The organism is Streptomyces sp. V4I23, assembly GCF_030817975.1.
GTDB lineage: Bacteria > Actinomycetota > Actinomycetes > Streptomycetales > Streptomycetaceae > Streptomyces.
The window spans coordinates 3,974,535-3,989,440 of sequence record NZ_JAUSZW010000004.1; the positions used below are offsets into that span (position 1 = coordinate 3,974,535).

Here is a 14,906-nt window from a genome sequence, read left to right on the forward strand (position 1 = left end):
CCGCGGGTGTCCCGGCTGTCTGCCGGCGGTGCCCCCGGCTGTGTACCGGGGCGCCCTACAGGGTGCGCAGCAGGACCGACGGGTGCTCCACGCAGTCGGCGACGTAGCGCAGGAATCCGCCGGCGGTGCCGCCGTCGCAGACCCGGTGGTCGAAGGTCAGCGACAACTGGACCACCTGACGTACCGCCAGCTCGCCCTCGTGCACCCACGGCTTCGGCACGATCCGGCCGACGCCGAGCATGGCGGCCTCCGGATGGTTGATGATCGGCGTGGAGCCGTCGACTCCGAAGACCCCGTAGTTGTTCAGCGTGAACGTGCCGCCCGTGAGGTCCGCCGGAGTCAGCGTCCCCTGCCTCGCCGCCTCCGTCAGCCGCGCGAACTCTGCGGTGAGCGACTCCGCCGATCTGGCGTGCGCGTCCTTGACGACGGGCACGACGAGACCCCGCTCGGTCTGTGCCGCGAAACCGAGATGCACCTCGGGGAGCCGCACGATCTCGCGGGCCTCCGTGTCCACGGTGGAGTTGAGCTCGGGGTATCGCGCGAGCGCGGCCGTGCAGATCCGGGCGAGAAGCGCGAGGAGAGAGATCTTCTCTCCACCCGCCGCGTTCATCGCCACACGGGCGGCCATGAGCTCGGTGGCGTCCGCGTCGACCCAGCAGGTGGCGTCGGGGATCTCGCGCCGACTGCGCGAGAGCTTGTCGGCCACGGCTCCGCGCACTCCCCGCAGCGGAACGCGCTCGCCCTGTGCCGACGCCAAGGGCCGGAACGCCTCGGGCTGTGCGGCCACGGGCTGCGGTGCGGCCGGAGCCTGGAGCTGCGTGCCGGCAGCGCTCACGGCCCGCTCGACGTCGGCCCGCAGGATGAGCCCGTCGGGGCCGGATCCGGCGAGGCTTCGCAGGTCGAGACCGTGCTCACGGGCGAGCCTGCGCACGAGCGGCGAGATGACGGCGACAGGGCCCTCGTGCGGCGCCCGCTCGCCGGCGGCCCTGTGCGCCGACGCGTGGGTGGGGCCGGTCCCCGTGGCCACCGCCGCGGCCGCCTGCCGGGGGGCGGCAGCGGGCGCGTTGCCCGAGGTGCGGCCGGCGCCACCGGCGGACGGTGTGCCCGTGGCGGGCCGGATGCGTCGTCGGCGGGCCGCCGGGGCCCCGGTCCCGTACCCGACCAGCACGTTCCCGGAGGTCTCCGTGCCGGTGTCCCCGGTGTCGGCGGCCGGTCCGGCAGCGCCACCGGAACCCGCGACGCCCGCGGTGTCCGCGTCCATCGCCCCCACCGCGACGGTCAGCAGCGGCGCGCCCACGGGCAGCTCGGTGCCCTCCTCACCGAAGCGCGCGGTGACGACGCCTCCGTACGGGCACGGCACCTCGACCATCGCCTTGGCCGTCTCGACCTCGACGACGGGCTGGTCGATCGCCACGACGTCGCCCACGGACACCAGCCAGCGCACGATCTCCGCCTCGGTCAGTCCCTCACCGAGGTCGGGCAGCCTGAATTCGAGCACCTGCGCCATCAGCTCTCCGCCTCCCACTGCAGCCGTGCCACCGCGTCGAGCACCCGGTCCACGCCCGGGAGGTGGTGACGTTCCAGCATCGGCGGCGGATACGGGATGTCGAACCCGGCGACCCGCAGCACGGGCGCCTCCAGATGGTGGAAGCAGCGCTCGGTCACCCGCGCGGCGATCTCCCCACCGGGACCGCCGAAGCCTGTGGACTCGTGGACGACGACCGCACGGCCCGTCCGCCGTACGGAGGCGCAGACCGTCTCGTCGTCGAACGGGACCAGCGAGCGCAGGTCCACGACCTCCAGGTCCCATCCCTCGGCCTCGGCCGCCTCGGCGGCCTCCATGCAGACGGGCACGGAGGCACCGTAGGTGATGAGCATGGCGCTGCGGCCGGGGCGCCGTACGACGGCGCGGCCGATCGGCTCGACGGCCGTGGGGGCCTCCGGCGACCACTGCGCCTTCGACCAGTACAGCCGCTTGGGCTCCAGGAAGACCACGGGGTCGTCGGAGGCGATCGCGGCCCGCAGCATCCCGTAGGCGTCCTCGACCGTGGCGGGCGTGACGACGTGGAGACCCGGAGTCGCCATGTAGTACGCCTCGGAGGAGTCGCTGTGGTGCTCGACGCCACCGATCCCGCCGCCGTAGGGCACGCGGACGGTGATCGGCAGCGGCATGGCGCCGCGGGTGCGGTTGCGCATGCGGGCGACATGGCTGATGAGCTGCTCGAACGCGGGGTAGGCGAAGGCGTCGAACTGCATCTCGACGACGGGCCGCAGCCCGTACATCGCCATACCCACGGCCGTGCCGAGGATGCCGGCCTCGGCCAGCGGCGTGTCGGTGCAGCGGTCCTCGCCGAACTCCTTCGCGAGCCCGTCCGTCACCCGGAAGACTCCGCCGAGCGTGCCGACGTCCTCTCCCATCACGTGGACGGTGGGGTCCTCGGCCATCGCGTCGCGCATCGCGCGCTGAAGGGCCTGGGCCATGGTCGCCGGCTTCACGGCAGCCGTGGTCATCGTGCTTCTCCCTCGGCGTCGAGCTCGGCGCGCAGCTGCGCCGCCTGCTCACGCAACTGGCCGGTCTGCTCCGCGTAGACGTGCGTGAACAGGTCCATCGGGTCGAGGACCGGGTCGGCGTTCATCCGCTCGCGCAGGTCGGCCGCCATCGATTCGGCGGCGTCGGCGGCCGTCCTGCGGCGGTCGTCGTCGAGCAGTCCGCGCTCGGTCAGCTCGCGCTCCAGCAGCAGGATCGGATCGTGCCCCCGCCAGGTCTCGACCTCGCTGTCGCCCCGGTAGCGGGTGGCGTCGTCGGCGTTGGTGTGGGCGTCCATGCGGTAGGTGACGGCCTCGATCAGCGTCGGACCGCCACCGCGCCGGGCCCGGGCGACGGCCTCGCCGAGCACCTGGTGCACGGCGGCGGCGTCGTTGCCGTCGACCAGGCGGCCGGGCATGCCGTAGCCGACGGCCTTGTGGGCCAGGGAGGGCGCGGCGGTCTGCTTGGCCAGCGGCACGGAGATCGCGAAGCCGTTGTTCTGCACGAGGAAGACGACAGGGGCCTGCCACACCGCCGCGAAGTTCAGTGCCTCGTGGAAGTCGCCCTCGCTCGTGCCGCCGTCGCCGACCATGGCGAGCGCGACGACGTCGTCGCCCTTGAGACGGGCCGCGTGCGCCAGCCCCACAGCGTGCGGCAGCTGGGTGGCGAGCGGGGTGCACAGGGGCGCGATGCGGTGCTCGTACGGGTCGTAGCCGGTGTGCCAGTCGCCGCGCAGCAGGGTCAGGGCCTGCACGGGGTCGAGCCCGCGGGCGACGGCCGCGAGGGTGTCGCGGTAGCTCGGGAAGAGCCAGTCCCGCTCCTCCAGGGCCAGCGCGGCGGCGACCTCACACGCCTCCTGTCCGGTGCTCGACGGGTAGACGGCGAGCCGGCCCTGCTTGGTGAGAGCGGTCGCCTGGGCGTTGTACCGCCGGCCGCGGACGAGCTCCGCGTACAGCCGGAGCAGCAGCTCGGGGTCGGCCGCGGCGGCTGCCTCGGTGCCCAGCACGCGGAACGGCTCCGGGTCCGGGAGCAGGGGTGCGGGGTCGGTGCGGTGCTGCCAGGCCGGGGGCGGGGTGGGCCGGTAGACGGCAGCGTCACCGGGCAGCTCCTGGACCGTCATGCTGCTCTTTCTCAACGCGAGCACCTCCTCGTGGGAGCGCCGACGATCAACGAAGACGAAGGCGACGACGAATGCGAACGGGAGGCGTCGCGAGTGTGGCGCGCCTCACCTACCGATTGTTCGGTCGTGGACGCATTTTGGCTACAGGCGCGGGCAGCCTGTGGACAAACGGTTCTCCACAGCTTGAGATGGAGACAGGTCGTCCATGCTGGGAAGGCGGGGGGACATGCCGACTGAACAAATGGCCCAGGACGGGGACCGCGCGGAGCAGACGCCGCCGCCGCGCCCCCTGGACGCGATCGACCGCGACATCCTGCGGATGCTCCAGGCGGACGGCCGCGCGTCGATCCGTTCCGTGGCCGAGCGGGTGCACGTGTCGCGCGCCAACGCGTACGCACGGATCAACCGGCTCATCGACGACGGCGTGATCCGGGGCTTCAGCGCCCGCGTGAACCACGAGCGTGCGGGCCAGGGCGCGTCCGCCTACATCACGCTCAAGATCGTGCAGAACTCCTGGCGGACCGTGCGCGAACAGCTCCAGGCCCTGCCGGGAGCCGCGCACATCGCCCTGGTGAGCGGCGACTTCGACGTGCTGCTCCTCGTGCACACGCCCGACAACCGCACCCTGCGCGAACTGGTCCTGACCAGGCTGCAGTCCATCCCCGAGGTCCTGTCGACGCGCACGCTGCTGGTCTTCGAGGAGACGGACCTCGACCCGGTGCCCGGCCCGCCCGGCACGGCCGCCGGCCTGGCCCCCGACGCGGAACCGCCGGAGGGCCCGTAGGCGCAAGGGACGGCACGTGTGGCGCCTCAGGTACCGCCTGTCCGGAGTCCCGTCCGGGGGAACTGGTTCAGGCGCTGGGCAGGCCTGCGTGAACGTCCCTGGGAAGCCTCCCGCCGGAGACGGCTCAGGCGGGCACGTCCCTCCGCAGCCCGTCGAAGGCCATCCGCACGACCGCCTCGGCCACCTGCTCCCCGTCGTATCCGCCCGCGTGCGGGCGGTACCACTCGACGAGGGAGTTCACCATGCCGAAGAGCAGCCTCGTCGCCAGCCGGGTGTCCATGTCGGCGCGCAGGTCCCCCTCCGCGGCGGCCGCCTTCAGCAGGTCGGCGACCCGCTGGTCGAACTCACGGCGGCGTTCCATGGCCCACCGCTCGGTCTTCGTGTTGCCGCGGACGCGCAGCAGCAGCGTCACGTAGGGCAGTTCGGCCATGAGCACCTCGACGGTGCGCCGGGTGACGTACTCGACGCGCTCGACGGCCCGGCCCGCCACGGCGCCGTCCTCGTCGAGGATCGCGAACAGGGCGTCCAGGGCCCGGCTGACGGCCCGGCGCAGCAGCTCCTCCTTGCCCGCGACATGATGGTAGATCGAGGACTTGGAGATGCCCGCGGCCCGGGACAGGTGCTCCATCGACGTGCCGTCGTAGCCGCGCTCGTTGAAGATCCGCACCGCGACGGTCAGCAGGGTCTCGGGGGTGTACGTGTCCCGCTTGGGCGTGGTCATGATGCGTCCTCGAGCGGGGAGCCGTACGACCACTGGTGCAGTCCCAGCGTGCGCGCGTAACGGCCGGTCGGCACGGACTGGTGGAGGTTGGCCAGCAGCTCCCAGGCCCAGTCGCGCCCGAGCTTCTCGTTCCATTCGACCGGCCCCAGCGGGTAGTTGACGCCGAGCCGCATCGCGGTGTCGATGTCCTCGGCGGAGGCGACCCGCCGGGCGACGGCGTCCAGCGCGATGTCACCGAGCATCGCGACCGTACGGGCGACGATCATGCCGGGTATGTCGGGGAGGACGCTGACCCGCTTGCCGAGCGCCTGGAACAGGCCGGTGGCCTGCGCGAGGGTGTCCTGCTGGACATCGGCCGCCGCGGACAGGGCGATCCGGCCGGCCGTCCGGTAGTCGAGGGCGAGGTCGAAGTAGACGACGTCGCGGAACTCCGCCGCGATCTGCCCGTCCGCCAGCACCAGCTGCCCGCCGCTCGGCAGGATCAGCCGGGTGCCCGTGTCCTCGTCCTCCTGCCGCACGGTGATGCCCGCCTCGCGGATCATCCCGATCAGCTCTGCGGCGGGTCCGAGGTCGCCCTCGGCGATGACGTACTCCGGCGCGTCCTCGGGCCCCGCGTCGGGCGGCGCGGGCCGCGCGGCGCCCTCGGCGTACGAGAACCAGCCGTGGCCTGACTTGCGGCCGAGCCGGCGTGATTCGACGAGCCGGCGCTGGGCGAGGGACGGCTGGAACTTGGGGCTGTGGAAGAAGGACTCCCACACCGAGCGGGTGACGGCCTCGTTGACGTCCTGGCCGATCAGGTCGGTGAGCTCGAACGGGCCCATGGCGAAGCCGCCGCTCTCGCGCAGGATCGCGTCGATGGTGGCCGGGTCGATGCCGTGCTCCTCGTGGACGGCGAAGGCCTCGGCGTAGAAGGGCCTGGCTATGCGATTGACGATGAAGCCGGGCAGGTCGGCGCAGGGCACGGGCGTCTTGCCCCAGGCCGCGGCCGTCGCCCACGCGCGCGTGGCGGTCTCCTCGTCGGTGGCGTGACCGCTGACGACCTCGACCAGGGGGAGGAGGGGTGCGGGGTTGAAGAAGTGCAGGCCGACGAAGCGGCCCGGAGCGCGGAGGGCTCCCGCGACGGCTGTGACCGAGAGGGAGGAGGTGTTGGTCGCGAGCAGGCAGTCGTCGGCGACGATCTTCTCCAGCTCGGCGAAGAGCTCCTGCTTGACCGCCAGTTGTTCGAGGACCGCCTCGACGACGAGCGCGGCGTCGGCGAGCTCCGCCAGGTCCGCGGCGGGGACGAGACGCGCGCGGGCGGCGTCGCGCTCCCCGGCGTCCATGCGGCCCTTCTCGACCAGCCGGTCCAGGCGCGCGCCGATGGCCTCCGCGGCCTCACCGGCCCGGCCGGCCACGGCGTCGTAGAGCCGCACGGGGTGGCCCGCGACGAGGGCGACCTGCGCGATGCCCTGGCCCATGGTGCCGGTGCCGACGACGGCGACGGTGCGGCTGGTGTCGATGGCGGTCATGGAGCGATCCTCCCCGATGAGTTGTCCACAGCTTCGACAGGCCCCCTTGTACCGACCGATCGTTCGGTTACTCTAACTCTGTCACTAGTTCCCTGCCCAGCTCGACGAGGAGTTGGTCCGTCATGCAGCAGCTGACCGAGACCCACCGGCCCACGCTCGACCAGGCCCTCGAAGCGATCCGCACGCGCGCCTACTGGTCCCCGCACCCGGAGCACCCCAAGGCGTACGGCGAAAGCGCCCCCGCGGACGGCCTCGCGGCCTTCGAGGCGCTGCGCGGCACCCGCTTCGACCTGGACCAGCCGGGCACGGACGGCTGGACGGGCGGTGAGACCTCGCCGTACGGGCCGGAGCTGGGCATCGAATACCCCCACCCGGATCTGGACGTGCTGCTCCCCGCGATGCGCGCGGGCATGGCGGCCTGGCGCGAGGTCGGCCCCGAGACGCGCGCCCTGGTCTGCCTGGAGATCCTCTCCCGCATCAGCGCCCGCACCCACGAGTTCGCGCACGCGGTGATGCACACCAGTGGGCAGGCGTTCATGATGGCGTTCCAGGCAGGCGGCCCGCACGCCCAGGACCGCGGCCTGGAGGCCGTGGCGTATGCGTACGCGGAGCAGACCCGGACCCCGGCCGCGGCCGACTGGTCCAAGCCCCAGGGCAAGCGCGACCCCCTTGAGCTGCGCAAGACCTTCACGACGGCCGGCCGCGGCATCGCCCTGGTGATCGGCTGCAACACCTTCCCCACGTGGAACGGCTACCCCGGGCTGTTCGCCTCCCTGGCCACCGGCAACCCTGTCCTGGTCAAGCCGCACCCGCGCGCGGTGCTCCCCCTCGCCCTCACCGTGAAGGTGGCGCGCGAGGTCCTCGCCGAGGCGGGCTTCGACGCCAACCTGGTCTGCCTGGCCGCCGAGCGCCCGGGCGAGGGCATCGCGAAGACGCTGGCGACCCGCCCCGAGATCAGGATCATCGACTACACGGGCTCCACCGCCTTCGGGGACTGGCTGGAGGCCAACGCGCGCCAGGCGCAGGTCTACACCGAGAAGGCCGGCGTCAACACGGTCGTCGTCGACTCCACCGACGACTACAAGGGGATGCTGTCCAACCTGGCCTTCTCCCTGTCCCTGTACAGCGGCCAGATGTGCACCACCCCGCAGAACGTGCTGGTCCCCCGGGACGGCATCACCACCGATCAGGGCCCGAAGACGTACGACGAGGTGACGGCCGACCTCGCGGCGGCCGTCGGCGGTCTGCTCGGCGACGACGCCCGGGCCAATGCCCTCCTGGGTGCCCTGGTCAACCCCGACGTGAAGGCCCGTCTGGAGGCGGCGGCCGAGCTCGGCGAGGTGGCGCTCCCCTCGCGCGAGGTGGTCAATCCGGAGTTCCCGGACGCGACCGTGCGCACTCCGGTGATCGTCAAGCTCGACGGCGCCCGCAAGTACTGGGAGGCGCAGGACGCGGAGCCCGCGTTCCTCTCCGAGTGCTTCGGCCCCGTGTCGTTCGTAGTGGCCATGGACTCGACGGCAGACGCGCTGGACCTGCTGCGGCGCACGGTCCGCGACAAGGGCGCCATGACGGTCGGGGCGTACACCACGTCCGAGGAGACGGAGCGCGCGCTCGAAGAGGTCTGCCTCGACGAGTCGGCCCAGCTCTCGCTGAACCTGACCGGCGGCGTGTACGTCAACCAGACCGCGGCGTTCTCCGACTTCCACGGCTCCGGCGGCAACCCCGCGGCGAACGCCGCCCTGTGCGACGGCGCGTTCGTCTCGAACCGCTTCCGTGTGGTCGAGGTACGGCGCCAGGCCTGACGCGCCCGGCGGGCCGGTCAGTCGCCGGCCCGCCGCGCCCGGAAGGAAAGTCCGCCCTCAGGGCAGCGGCACGTCCGCGTGCCGCTGCACCCATGCGTGCATGGCGATGGCCGCCGCAGCGCCCGCGTTGATCGACCGCGTGGAGCCGAACTGCGCGATCGAACAGACCATCGCCGCGTGTTCGCGCGCCTCCGGCGTCAGCCCCGGTCCCTCCTGGCCGAAGAGCAGCACACAGCGGCGCGGCAGCTCGGTCCGCTCCAGCGGCACGGCGCCCGGCAGGTTGTCGATGCCGATGATCGGCAGGTCTTCCGAGGCCGCCCATGCGGTCAGGGACGCCGTGTCCGGGTGGTGGCGCACATGCTGGTACCGGTCGGTGACCATGGCCCCGCGCCGGTTCCAGCGCCGGCGGCCCACGATGTGGATCTCGTTCGCGAGGAAGGCGTTCGCGGTACGCACCACGGACCCGATGTTGAAGTCATGGCCCCAGTTCTCGACGGCCACATGGAAGCCGTGCCTCCGAGTGTCCAGATCGGCGACGATCGCCTCACGCGTCCAGTACCGGTACCGGTCGACGACGTTGCGGCGGTCGCCCTCGGCCAGGAGCTTCGGGTCGTACCGCTCGTCCTGCGGCCACGGCAGGGGGTGCGGTCCCACGCCGACCTCGGGGCCGTAGCCCTCGTCGTACTGCATCGGTTCCTCGGTGGTGCTCACCCGACGAGCGTACGGGGCACCTCGCCGCTCTCCCGTTCCGGCTGCCCCTGGGCCGGCCTCCGCGAGAACACCCGGTCCCGCGCCCGGGCCGCCCGCGCACCGAGCCACAGCAGGAACGCGGTCGGCAGGAAGACGGCGTCGGCGGCGATCATGGCGAGCGAGAAGACCGGCAGCCCGAGCAGCACGGCGATGCCCGCGTGCTCCAGCATCATGGCGACCAGCAGGACGTTCTTGACCCGCCGGTTGATGAGGGTGAACGGGAACGCGACCTGGACCGCGACCGTGGCGTAGGTGAGCACCAGCATAAGCAGACCACTGGTGGCCAGCGCGTCGGAGAGGGCCGGCCACGGCGTGAAGTAGTCGAGCTTGAGCGGGTAGTACAGGGCCGTCCCGTCCTGCCAGCGCGTGCCCTGGATCTTGTACCAGCCGGCGGTCGCGTAGATCAGACAGACCTCGGCCATGATCACGACGAGAGCGCAGTTGTGGACGACGTTGGCCAGGACGTCGAGCAGCAGGCGCGGCTGGCTTCGGGGGGCCTCCCGGGAGAGCAGCCACCACAGCCCCTGGGCCGCCCACAGCAGCCACAACAGCCAGAGCACCCGGCCGGGCCCGTTGAGGAAGGTACCGACGAGCAGCCCGACTCCGAGCACCGCCCACATCAGGGGTCCGACGCGGTCCCGAAGGGGCACGCCGGGCAGTGCGCGCGCCGCGCGGCGGGCGTCGAGCGACCAGACCTGGGCGCAGCGCGTGAAGACCAGGTATATCGCCATCAGGTGGACGACATTGTCGCCGCCGTCGCCGACGAAGATCGAGCGGTTCTGCAGGGACAGCACGCCGAACATGAACAGCGCGGACGCGGCGCGGGTGCGCCAGCCGAGTATGAGCAGCACGCTCGCGACTATGGACAGGCCGTAGACGGTCTCGAACCAGAGGCCGCTGTCCGACCACAGCAGGCCGGTGAAGGCGTTGTTGTTGGCGACCAGCTCCCGGCCCATGTCCCAGCTCCAGGGGCCGCCGGGCCCGTAGAGCTGATGACGGTTCGGCAGCTCGACCAGCAGGAAGAGCAGCCAGGTGGTGCCGAACCCGATCCGGACGATCGCGGTCTGGTAGGGCCCGAAGGCCGTCGCCGTGACGCGCTGGACGATGCGGGCCGCGCCGCGCTCCACAGTGGTGGTACTCACCTGCCCGCCTCCTTCTCGCCGTTGTCCACACCGGCGGGCAGATCGGCCGCAGTGATCGTCCACCACGGCATGATCCGGTGGACGGGCCGGGTGTCCGTCCTCTCGCCGCTCCACGCGGGCGCTTCGATCGCACGGGTCGACGACCTGAGCTGGACGCGCTGGACGGGGCCTCCCAGGTCCATGCCGTCCAGCCGCAGCATCACGATGCGGCGCATGTACCGCTCGGAGAGCCTGCCGCGCAGGCCGTTGGGGCGGGCCTCGTTGTCGTGGGAGCCGAGGAAGAAGTCCCAGCCGCGGCGCAGCTGGTTCTGGTCGATGTGGCTGGGGACGAGGCTGCCGCGAATGGCCTCACCGTCCTGTGCGGACAGATCGAGCCATTCACTGGTCCGGCGGCTGCCGTCTTCGGCGGTGTACTCGGCCCGCACCTGCACGGCGATGTTCTGCTGGAGCGGATTGGGGGCGAAAAGCTTCCAGTTCTGTTCGAACTCGGGGTAGACCCAATGCTGGACCGCCTCACCATGGCTCTTCGTGACCGTGTTGGAGGGGGCGACGTGGAGGAAGACCATGGTGAGGTGGACGCACGCGAAGGCGGCGACGAGCGCGAGGAAGACAGCCGCAGCGACCTGGTACGGGAGGGACAGCGCGGCGATGCCGCGGTCGGGGCCGGAAGGTTCCGGGCCGCTCGGGGCGACGCCCGCCTCGGCCGGACCGATCGGGGGCGGGCCGGATGGGTCGACCTTGACCGGTATCGCGTCCCCTTCCGGCGACCGCGGCGCGGGCGGCCCGGAGCCGAGGCTCCCTCCCGTGCCGTCCCTGTGCTCGAAGGACTCCATCCCCGCCCCGATCCCCTGTCGTACGCCTCGGTTATCCACAGGCTTGACACCTTAAGGGCCGTCGACCCACCATTGAAGTCGATGAACCGAACGATCGGTCGGTAGGGGGCCCGGATGACGACAGTGACACCGGAGGCGTACGAGGCGGCGTTCGACGCCGCCGTGGCCGCCGATGAGCGCATCGAGCCGCGCGACTGGATGCCGGACGCGTACCGGGCCTCGCTCGTCCGCCAGATGGCCCAGCACGCGCACTCGGAGATCATCGGCATGCAGCCGGAGGCCAACTGGATCACGCGGGCGCCCTCGCTGCGCCGCAAGGCGATCCTGATGGCCAAGGTCCAGGACGAGGCCGGTCACGGCCTCTACCTCTACAGCGCCGCCGAGACCCTGGGCACCAGCCGCGACGAGCTGCTCGACAAGCTCCACGCCGGCCGCCAGAAGTACTCGTCGATCTTCAACTACCCGACCCTGACCTGGGCGGACGTCGGCGCCATCGGCTGGCTCGTCGACGGCGCCGCGATCACCAACCAGGTCCCCCTCTGCCGCTGCTCCTACGGTCCGTACGCCCGTGCGATGGTCCGGATCTGCAAGGAGGAGTCCTTCCACCAGCGCCAGGGCTACGAGCTGCTGCTCACCCTGTCCCAGGGCACGCCGGAGCAGCACGCGATGGCACAGGACGCCGTGGACCGCTGGTGGTGGCCCTCGCTGATGATGTTCGGCCCGCCGGACGACGCCTCCGCGCACTCCGCCCAGTCCATGGCCTGGAAGATCAAGCGGCATTCGAACGACGAGCTGCGCCAGCGCTTCGTCGACATCTGCGTCCCGCAGGCCGAGGCGCTCGGCCTGACGCTCCCCGACCCGGACCTCCGGTGGAACGAGGAGCGGGGCCACTACGACTTCGGGGCGATCGACTGGTCCGAGTTCCAGGAAGTCCTCAAGGGCAACGGGCCGTGCAACGAACAGCGGATCAGCCAGCGCCGCCGGGCGCACGCGGCGGGCGCCTGGGTCCGCGAAGCGGCCACGGCGTACGCCGAGAAGCACAGACCAGCAGCACCGCACACCGAGCCCGGGGAGGCGACCGCATGAGCAGCTCGACCGAATGGCCGCTGTGGGAGGTCTTCGTGCGCTCGCGCCGCGGCCTGTCCCACACGCACGCGGGCAGCCTGCACGCCCCGGACGCCGACATGGCCCTGAGGAACGCGCGCGACCTCTACACCCGGCGCAGCGAGGGCGTCTCGATCTGGGTGGTGCCCTCCGCCACGATCACCGCCTCCTCGCCGGACGAGAAGGACCCGTTCTTCGACCCGGCCGCCGACAAGCCGTACCGCCACCCGACCTTCTACGAGATCCCCGAAGGAGTGAAGCACCTGTGAGCAGCACGCCCGTGCACACCGCGGCCCTGGCGCTCGGCGACGACGCGCTGGTGCTCTCGCACCGGCTGGGGGAGTGGGCCGGCCACGCTCCCGTCCTCGAGGAGGAGGTGGCCCTCGCCAACATCGCCCTCGACCTGCTGGGCCAGGCCAGGGTGCTGCTCTCACTCGTCGGTGACGAGGACGAGCTCGCGTACCTGCGCGAGGAGCGCGAGTTCCGCAATCTCCAGTTGGTCGAGCAGCCGAACGGCGACTTCGCCCACACCATCGCCCGCCAGCTCTACTTCTCCGGCTACCAGGTCATGCTCTACGAGACCCTCGCCGCCGGTGACGGCCCCTTCTCCGGACTCGCGGCGAAGGCGGTCAAGGAGGTCGCGTACCACCGCGACCACGCCGAGCACTGGGCCGCGCGACTGGGTGACGGGACCCCGGAGAGCCAAGAGCGCATGCAGGCGGCGTGCGAGGCGCTGTGGCGGTTCACCGGCGAGATGTTCCAGCCGGTCGAGGGCCTGGACGTCGAGTGGGAGGCGCTGGAGTCGGCCTGGCTGGAGTACGTCACCGGCGTGCTGAGGCAGGCGACGCTGACCGTGCCGGACGGGCCGCGCAAGGGCGCCTGGTCGGCCGGGGCAGGCCGCCAGGGCCTGCACACGGAGCCGTTCGGCCGGATGCTCGCCGAGATGCAGCATCTGCGCCGGAGTCATCCGGGGGCGTCATGGTGACCGGGACACAGGAGCCGCCCGCCGGTGACACGGCGCTGGAGGCGGAGCTGCGCAGACTGGCCGGGTCCGTTCCCGACCCCGAGCTGCCGGTGCTGACTCTGGAGGAGCTGGGAGTGCTCCGCGGGGTCCACCTGGTCGGCCCGGACCGTGTCGAGGTCGAGCTGACCCCGACGTACACGGGCTGCCCGGCCGTCGAGGCGATGACCGCGGACATCGAACGAGTGCTGCACGACCACGGGATGGCGGACGTCTCGGTCGTCAAGGTGCTCTCCCCCGCCTGGTCCACGGACGACATCAGCGAGGAAGGGCGGCGCAAGCTGCGCGAGTTCGGCATAGCGCCGCCGCGCCCCCACCGTGCTGAGGGACCGGTGCAGCTGACGCTCGCCGTGCGCTGCCCGCACTGCGGGTCGACCGAGACCGAGCTGCTCAGCCGGTTCTCCTCGACGGCGTGCAAGGCCCTGCGCCGCTGCGTCTCCTGCCGCGAACCTTTCGACCACTTCAAGGAGCTGTAGATGTTCCATCCGCTCCGGGTCGGCGCCGTCGAGCAGCTCACCGACGACTCGGTGGCCGTCACCTTCGAGGTGCCGCCCGAGCTGCACGAGACCTTCCGCCACACCCCGGGACAGCATCTGGCCGTGCGCCGGGTCGTGGACGGCGAGGAGATCCGGCGCACGTACTCGATCTGCTCCGCGGCCGTCCCCGCCGGCGGCGTCCCCGTGCTGCGCGTGGGCATCCGCCTGGTCGACGGCGGCGAGTTCTCGACGTACGCCCTCAAGGAGCTGGCCGTCGGCGACGTCGTCGAGGTCATGCCTCCGATGGGCCGGTTCCTCCTGCCGCCCCGCCCCGGGCACTTCGCCGCGGTGGTCGGCGGCAGCGGCATCACGCCGGTCCTGTCCATGGCCGCGACTCTGCTCGCCGAGGAGCCGGACGCCCGGTTCTGTCTGATCCGCAGCGACCGCACGGCGGCATCGACGATGTTCCTGGAGGAGGTCGCCGACCTCAAGGACCGCTTCCCGGACCGCTTCCACCTGGTCACCGCGCTGTCCCGGGAGGAGCAGCAGTCGGGACTGCCGTCCGGCCGGCTGGACCGGGAGCGGCTGACGGCCCTCCTGCCGGCGCTGCTGCCGGTGGCGGACGTGGACGGCTGGTTCCTGTGCGGGCCCTTCGGACTCGTGCGGGGAGCCGAGCAGGCCCTCCTCGGACTCGGAGTGGACCGCGGGCGCATCCATCAGGAGATCTTCCACGTGGACGACGGCTCGGCCCCGGTCGCCGCTCCGGTGGTGGCCCCCGCCCATGCGTCCCTGACAGCGACACTCGACGGCCGGTCCGGTACATGGCCGGTGCAGGAAGGGGAGTCGCTGCTGGAAACCGTGCTGCGCAGTCGTGCGGACGCTCCGTACGCCTGCAAGGGCGGCGTCTGCGGCACCTGCCGCGCCTTCCTGGTCTCCGGAGACGTCCGCATGGACCGCAACTTCGCTCTGGAGCCGGAGGAGACCGAGGCGGGCTACGTCCTCGCGTGCCAGTCCCATCCGGCCACAGCGGAGGTGGAGTTGGACTTCGACCGCTGACCCGGTCCGTCCCGGACCCGCCCCGAAAATCGCCCTGCCCGCATTCCGCCCCGCACGTGCTG

15 protein-coding genes are annotated in these 14,906 nt (G+C 71.9%); 7 read left to right on the top strand and 8 right to left on the bottom strand.

Going from position 1 to position 14,906, the window contains the following annotated elements:
• Window positions 1-55 precede the first annotated feature (55 nt).
• From QFZ82_RS20260 to pdhA, 3 genes are read right to left on the bottom strand one after another with little or no spacing between them, the layout of a single operon-like run.
• The gene (locus QFZ82_RS20260) at window positions 56-1,507 is read right to left on the bottom strand and encodes a dihydrolipoamide acetyltransferase family protein (protein ID WP_307714512.1); all 1,452 of its coding nucleotides are present in this window, start codon (window positions 1,505-1,507) and stop codon (window positions 56-58) included.
• Window positions 1,507-2,511, bottom strand: a complete 1,005-nt coding sequence (locus QFZ82_RS20265; protein ID WP_307714513.1) for an alpha-ketoacid dehydrogenase subunit beta — start codon at window positions 2,509-2,511, stop codon at window positions 1,507-1,509. Before QFZ82_RS20265 ends, QFZ82_RS20260 begins: the two co-directional genes overlap by 1 nt.
• Window positions 2,508-3,647: a pyruvate dehydrogenase (acetyl-transferring) E1 component subunit alpha gene (pdhA, locus tag QFZ82_RS20270; protein ID WP_307717783.1), complete on the bottom strand. Its 1,140-nt coding sequence runs from the start codon at window positions 3,645-3,647 to the stop codon at window positions 2,508-2,510. The genes QFZ82_RS20265 and pdhA overlap by 4 nt, the downstream gene beginning before the upstream one ends.
• Before the next feature lie 241 nt (window positions 3,648-3,888).
• Between pdhA and QFZ82_RS20275 the strand changes: the two genes are divergently transcribed.
• Entirely contained in the window at window positions 3,889-4,431 is a 543-nt protein-coding gene (locus QFZ82_RS20275) for an Lrp/AsnC family transcriptional regulator (protein WP_373429431.1), read from the top strand.
• Between the two features lie 124 nt (window positions 4,432-4,555).
• Here QFZ82_RS20275 and QFZ82_RS20280 read toward each other — a convergent pair whose 3' ends face one another.
• The gene (locus QFZ82_RS20280; RefSeq protein WP_307714515.1) at window positions 4,556-5,152 is read right to left on the bottom strand and encodes a TetR/AcrR family transcriptional regulator; all 597 of its coding nucleotides are present in this window, start codon (window positions 5,150-5,152) and stop codon (window positions 4,556-4,558) included.
• Window positions 5,149-6,660 (bottom strand): 3-hydroxyacyl-CoA dehydrogenase, encoded by a 1,512-nt coding sequence (locus tag QFZ82_RS20285; RefSeq protein ID WP_307714516.1) that lies wholly within the window; start codon window positions 6,658-6,660, stop codon window positions 5,149-5,151. The genes QFZ82_RS20280 and QFZ82_RS20285 overlap by 4 nt, the downstream gene beginning before the upstream one ends.
• Window positions 6,661-6,782: 122 nt before the next feature.
• On the opposite strand from QFZ82_RS20285, the gene paaN reads away from it, so the two are divergent.
• A complete protein-coding gene (gene paaN, locus QFZ82_RS20290) occupies window positions 6,783-8,462 on the top strand; it encodes a phenylacetic acid degradation protein PaaN (protein WP_307714517.1) in 1,680 nt (559 codons plus the stop codon).
• Window positions 8,463-8,519: 57 nt separating this feature from the next.
• On the opposite strand, the gene QFZ82_RS20295 is transcribed toward paaN, so the two are convergent.
• The 3 genes from QFZ82_RS20295 to QFZ82_RS20305 are packed head-to-tail and all read right to left on the bottom strand — an operon-like array spanning window position 8,520 to window position 11,187.
• Window positions 8,520-9,152, bottom strand: a complete 633-nt coding sequence (locus tag QFZ82_RS20295) for a TrmH family RNA methyltransferase (RefSeq protein WP_307717784.1) — start codon at window positions 9,150-9,152, stop codon at window positions 8,520-8,522.
• A gap of 17 nt (window positions 9,153-9,169) precedes the next feature.
• Window positions 9,170-10,354, bottom strand: coding sequence for an HTTM domain-containing protein (locus QFZ82_RS20300; protein ID WP_307714518.1), 1,185 nt, complete (start codon window positions 10,352-10,354; stop codon window positions 9,170-9,172).
• Window positions 10,351-11,187: a DUF5819 family protein gene (locus tag QFZ82_RS20305; RefSeq protein WP_373429432.1), complete on the bottom strand. Its 837-nt coding sequence runs from the start codon at window positions 11,185-11,187 to the stop codon at window positions 10,351-10,353. Before QFZ82_RS20305 ends, QFZ82_RS20300 begins: the two co-directional genes overlap by 4 nt.
• A 114-nt stretch (window positions 11,188-11,301) precedes the next feature.
• Between QFZ82_RS20305 and paaA the strand changes: the two genes are divergently transcribed.
• Genes paaA through QFZ82_RS20330 form a run of 5 tightly spaced genes read left to right on the top strand, consistent with a single transcriptional unit; the run spans window position 11,302 to window position 14,844 of the window.
• Window positions 11,302-12,273 (top strand): 1,2-phenylacetyl-CoA epoxidase subunit PaaA, encoded by a 972-nt coding sequence (gene paaA / locus QFZ82_RS20310; RefSeq protein ID WP_307714520.1) that lies wholly within the window; start codon window positions 11,302-11,304, stop codon window positions 12,271-12,273.
• Window positions 12,270-12,560, top strand: coding sequence for a 1,2-phenylacetyl-CoA epoxidase subunit PaaB (paaB, locus tag QFZ82_RS20315; protein WP_177149357.1), 291 nt, complete (start codon window positions 12,270-12,272; stop codon window positions 12,558-12,560). Before paaA ends, paaB begins: the two co-directional genes overlap by 4 nt.
• On the top strand, window positions 12,557-13,276 hold the full coding sequence (gene paaC, locus QFZ82_RS20320; RefSeq protein WP_307714521.1) for a 1,2-phenylacetyl-CoA epoxidase subunit PaaC: 720 nt from the start codon (window positions 12,557-12,559) through the stop codon (window positions 13,274-13,276). The genes paaB and paaC overlap by 4 nt, the downstream gene beginning before the upstream one ends.
• The gene (gene paaD / locus QFZ82_RS20325) at window positions 13,270-13,788 is read left to right on the top strand and encodes a 1,2-phenylacetyl-CoA epoxidase subunit PaaD (RefSeq protein WP_307714522.1); all 519 of its coding nucleotides are present in this window, start codon (window positions 13,270-13,272) and stop codon (window positions 13,786-13,788) included. The genes paaC and paaD overlap by 7 nt, the downstream gene beginning before the upstream one ends.
• Entirely contained in the window at window positions 13,789-14,844 is a 1,056-nt protein-coding gene (locus QFZ82_RS20330; protein ID WP_307714523.1) for a 2Fe-2S iron-sulfur cluster-binding protein, read from the top strand. It begins immediately after the preceding gene.
• The last annotated feature ends 62 nt before the right edge of the window (window positions 14,845-14,906 follow it).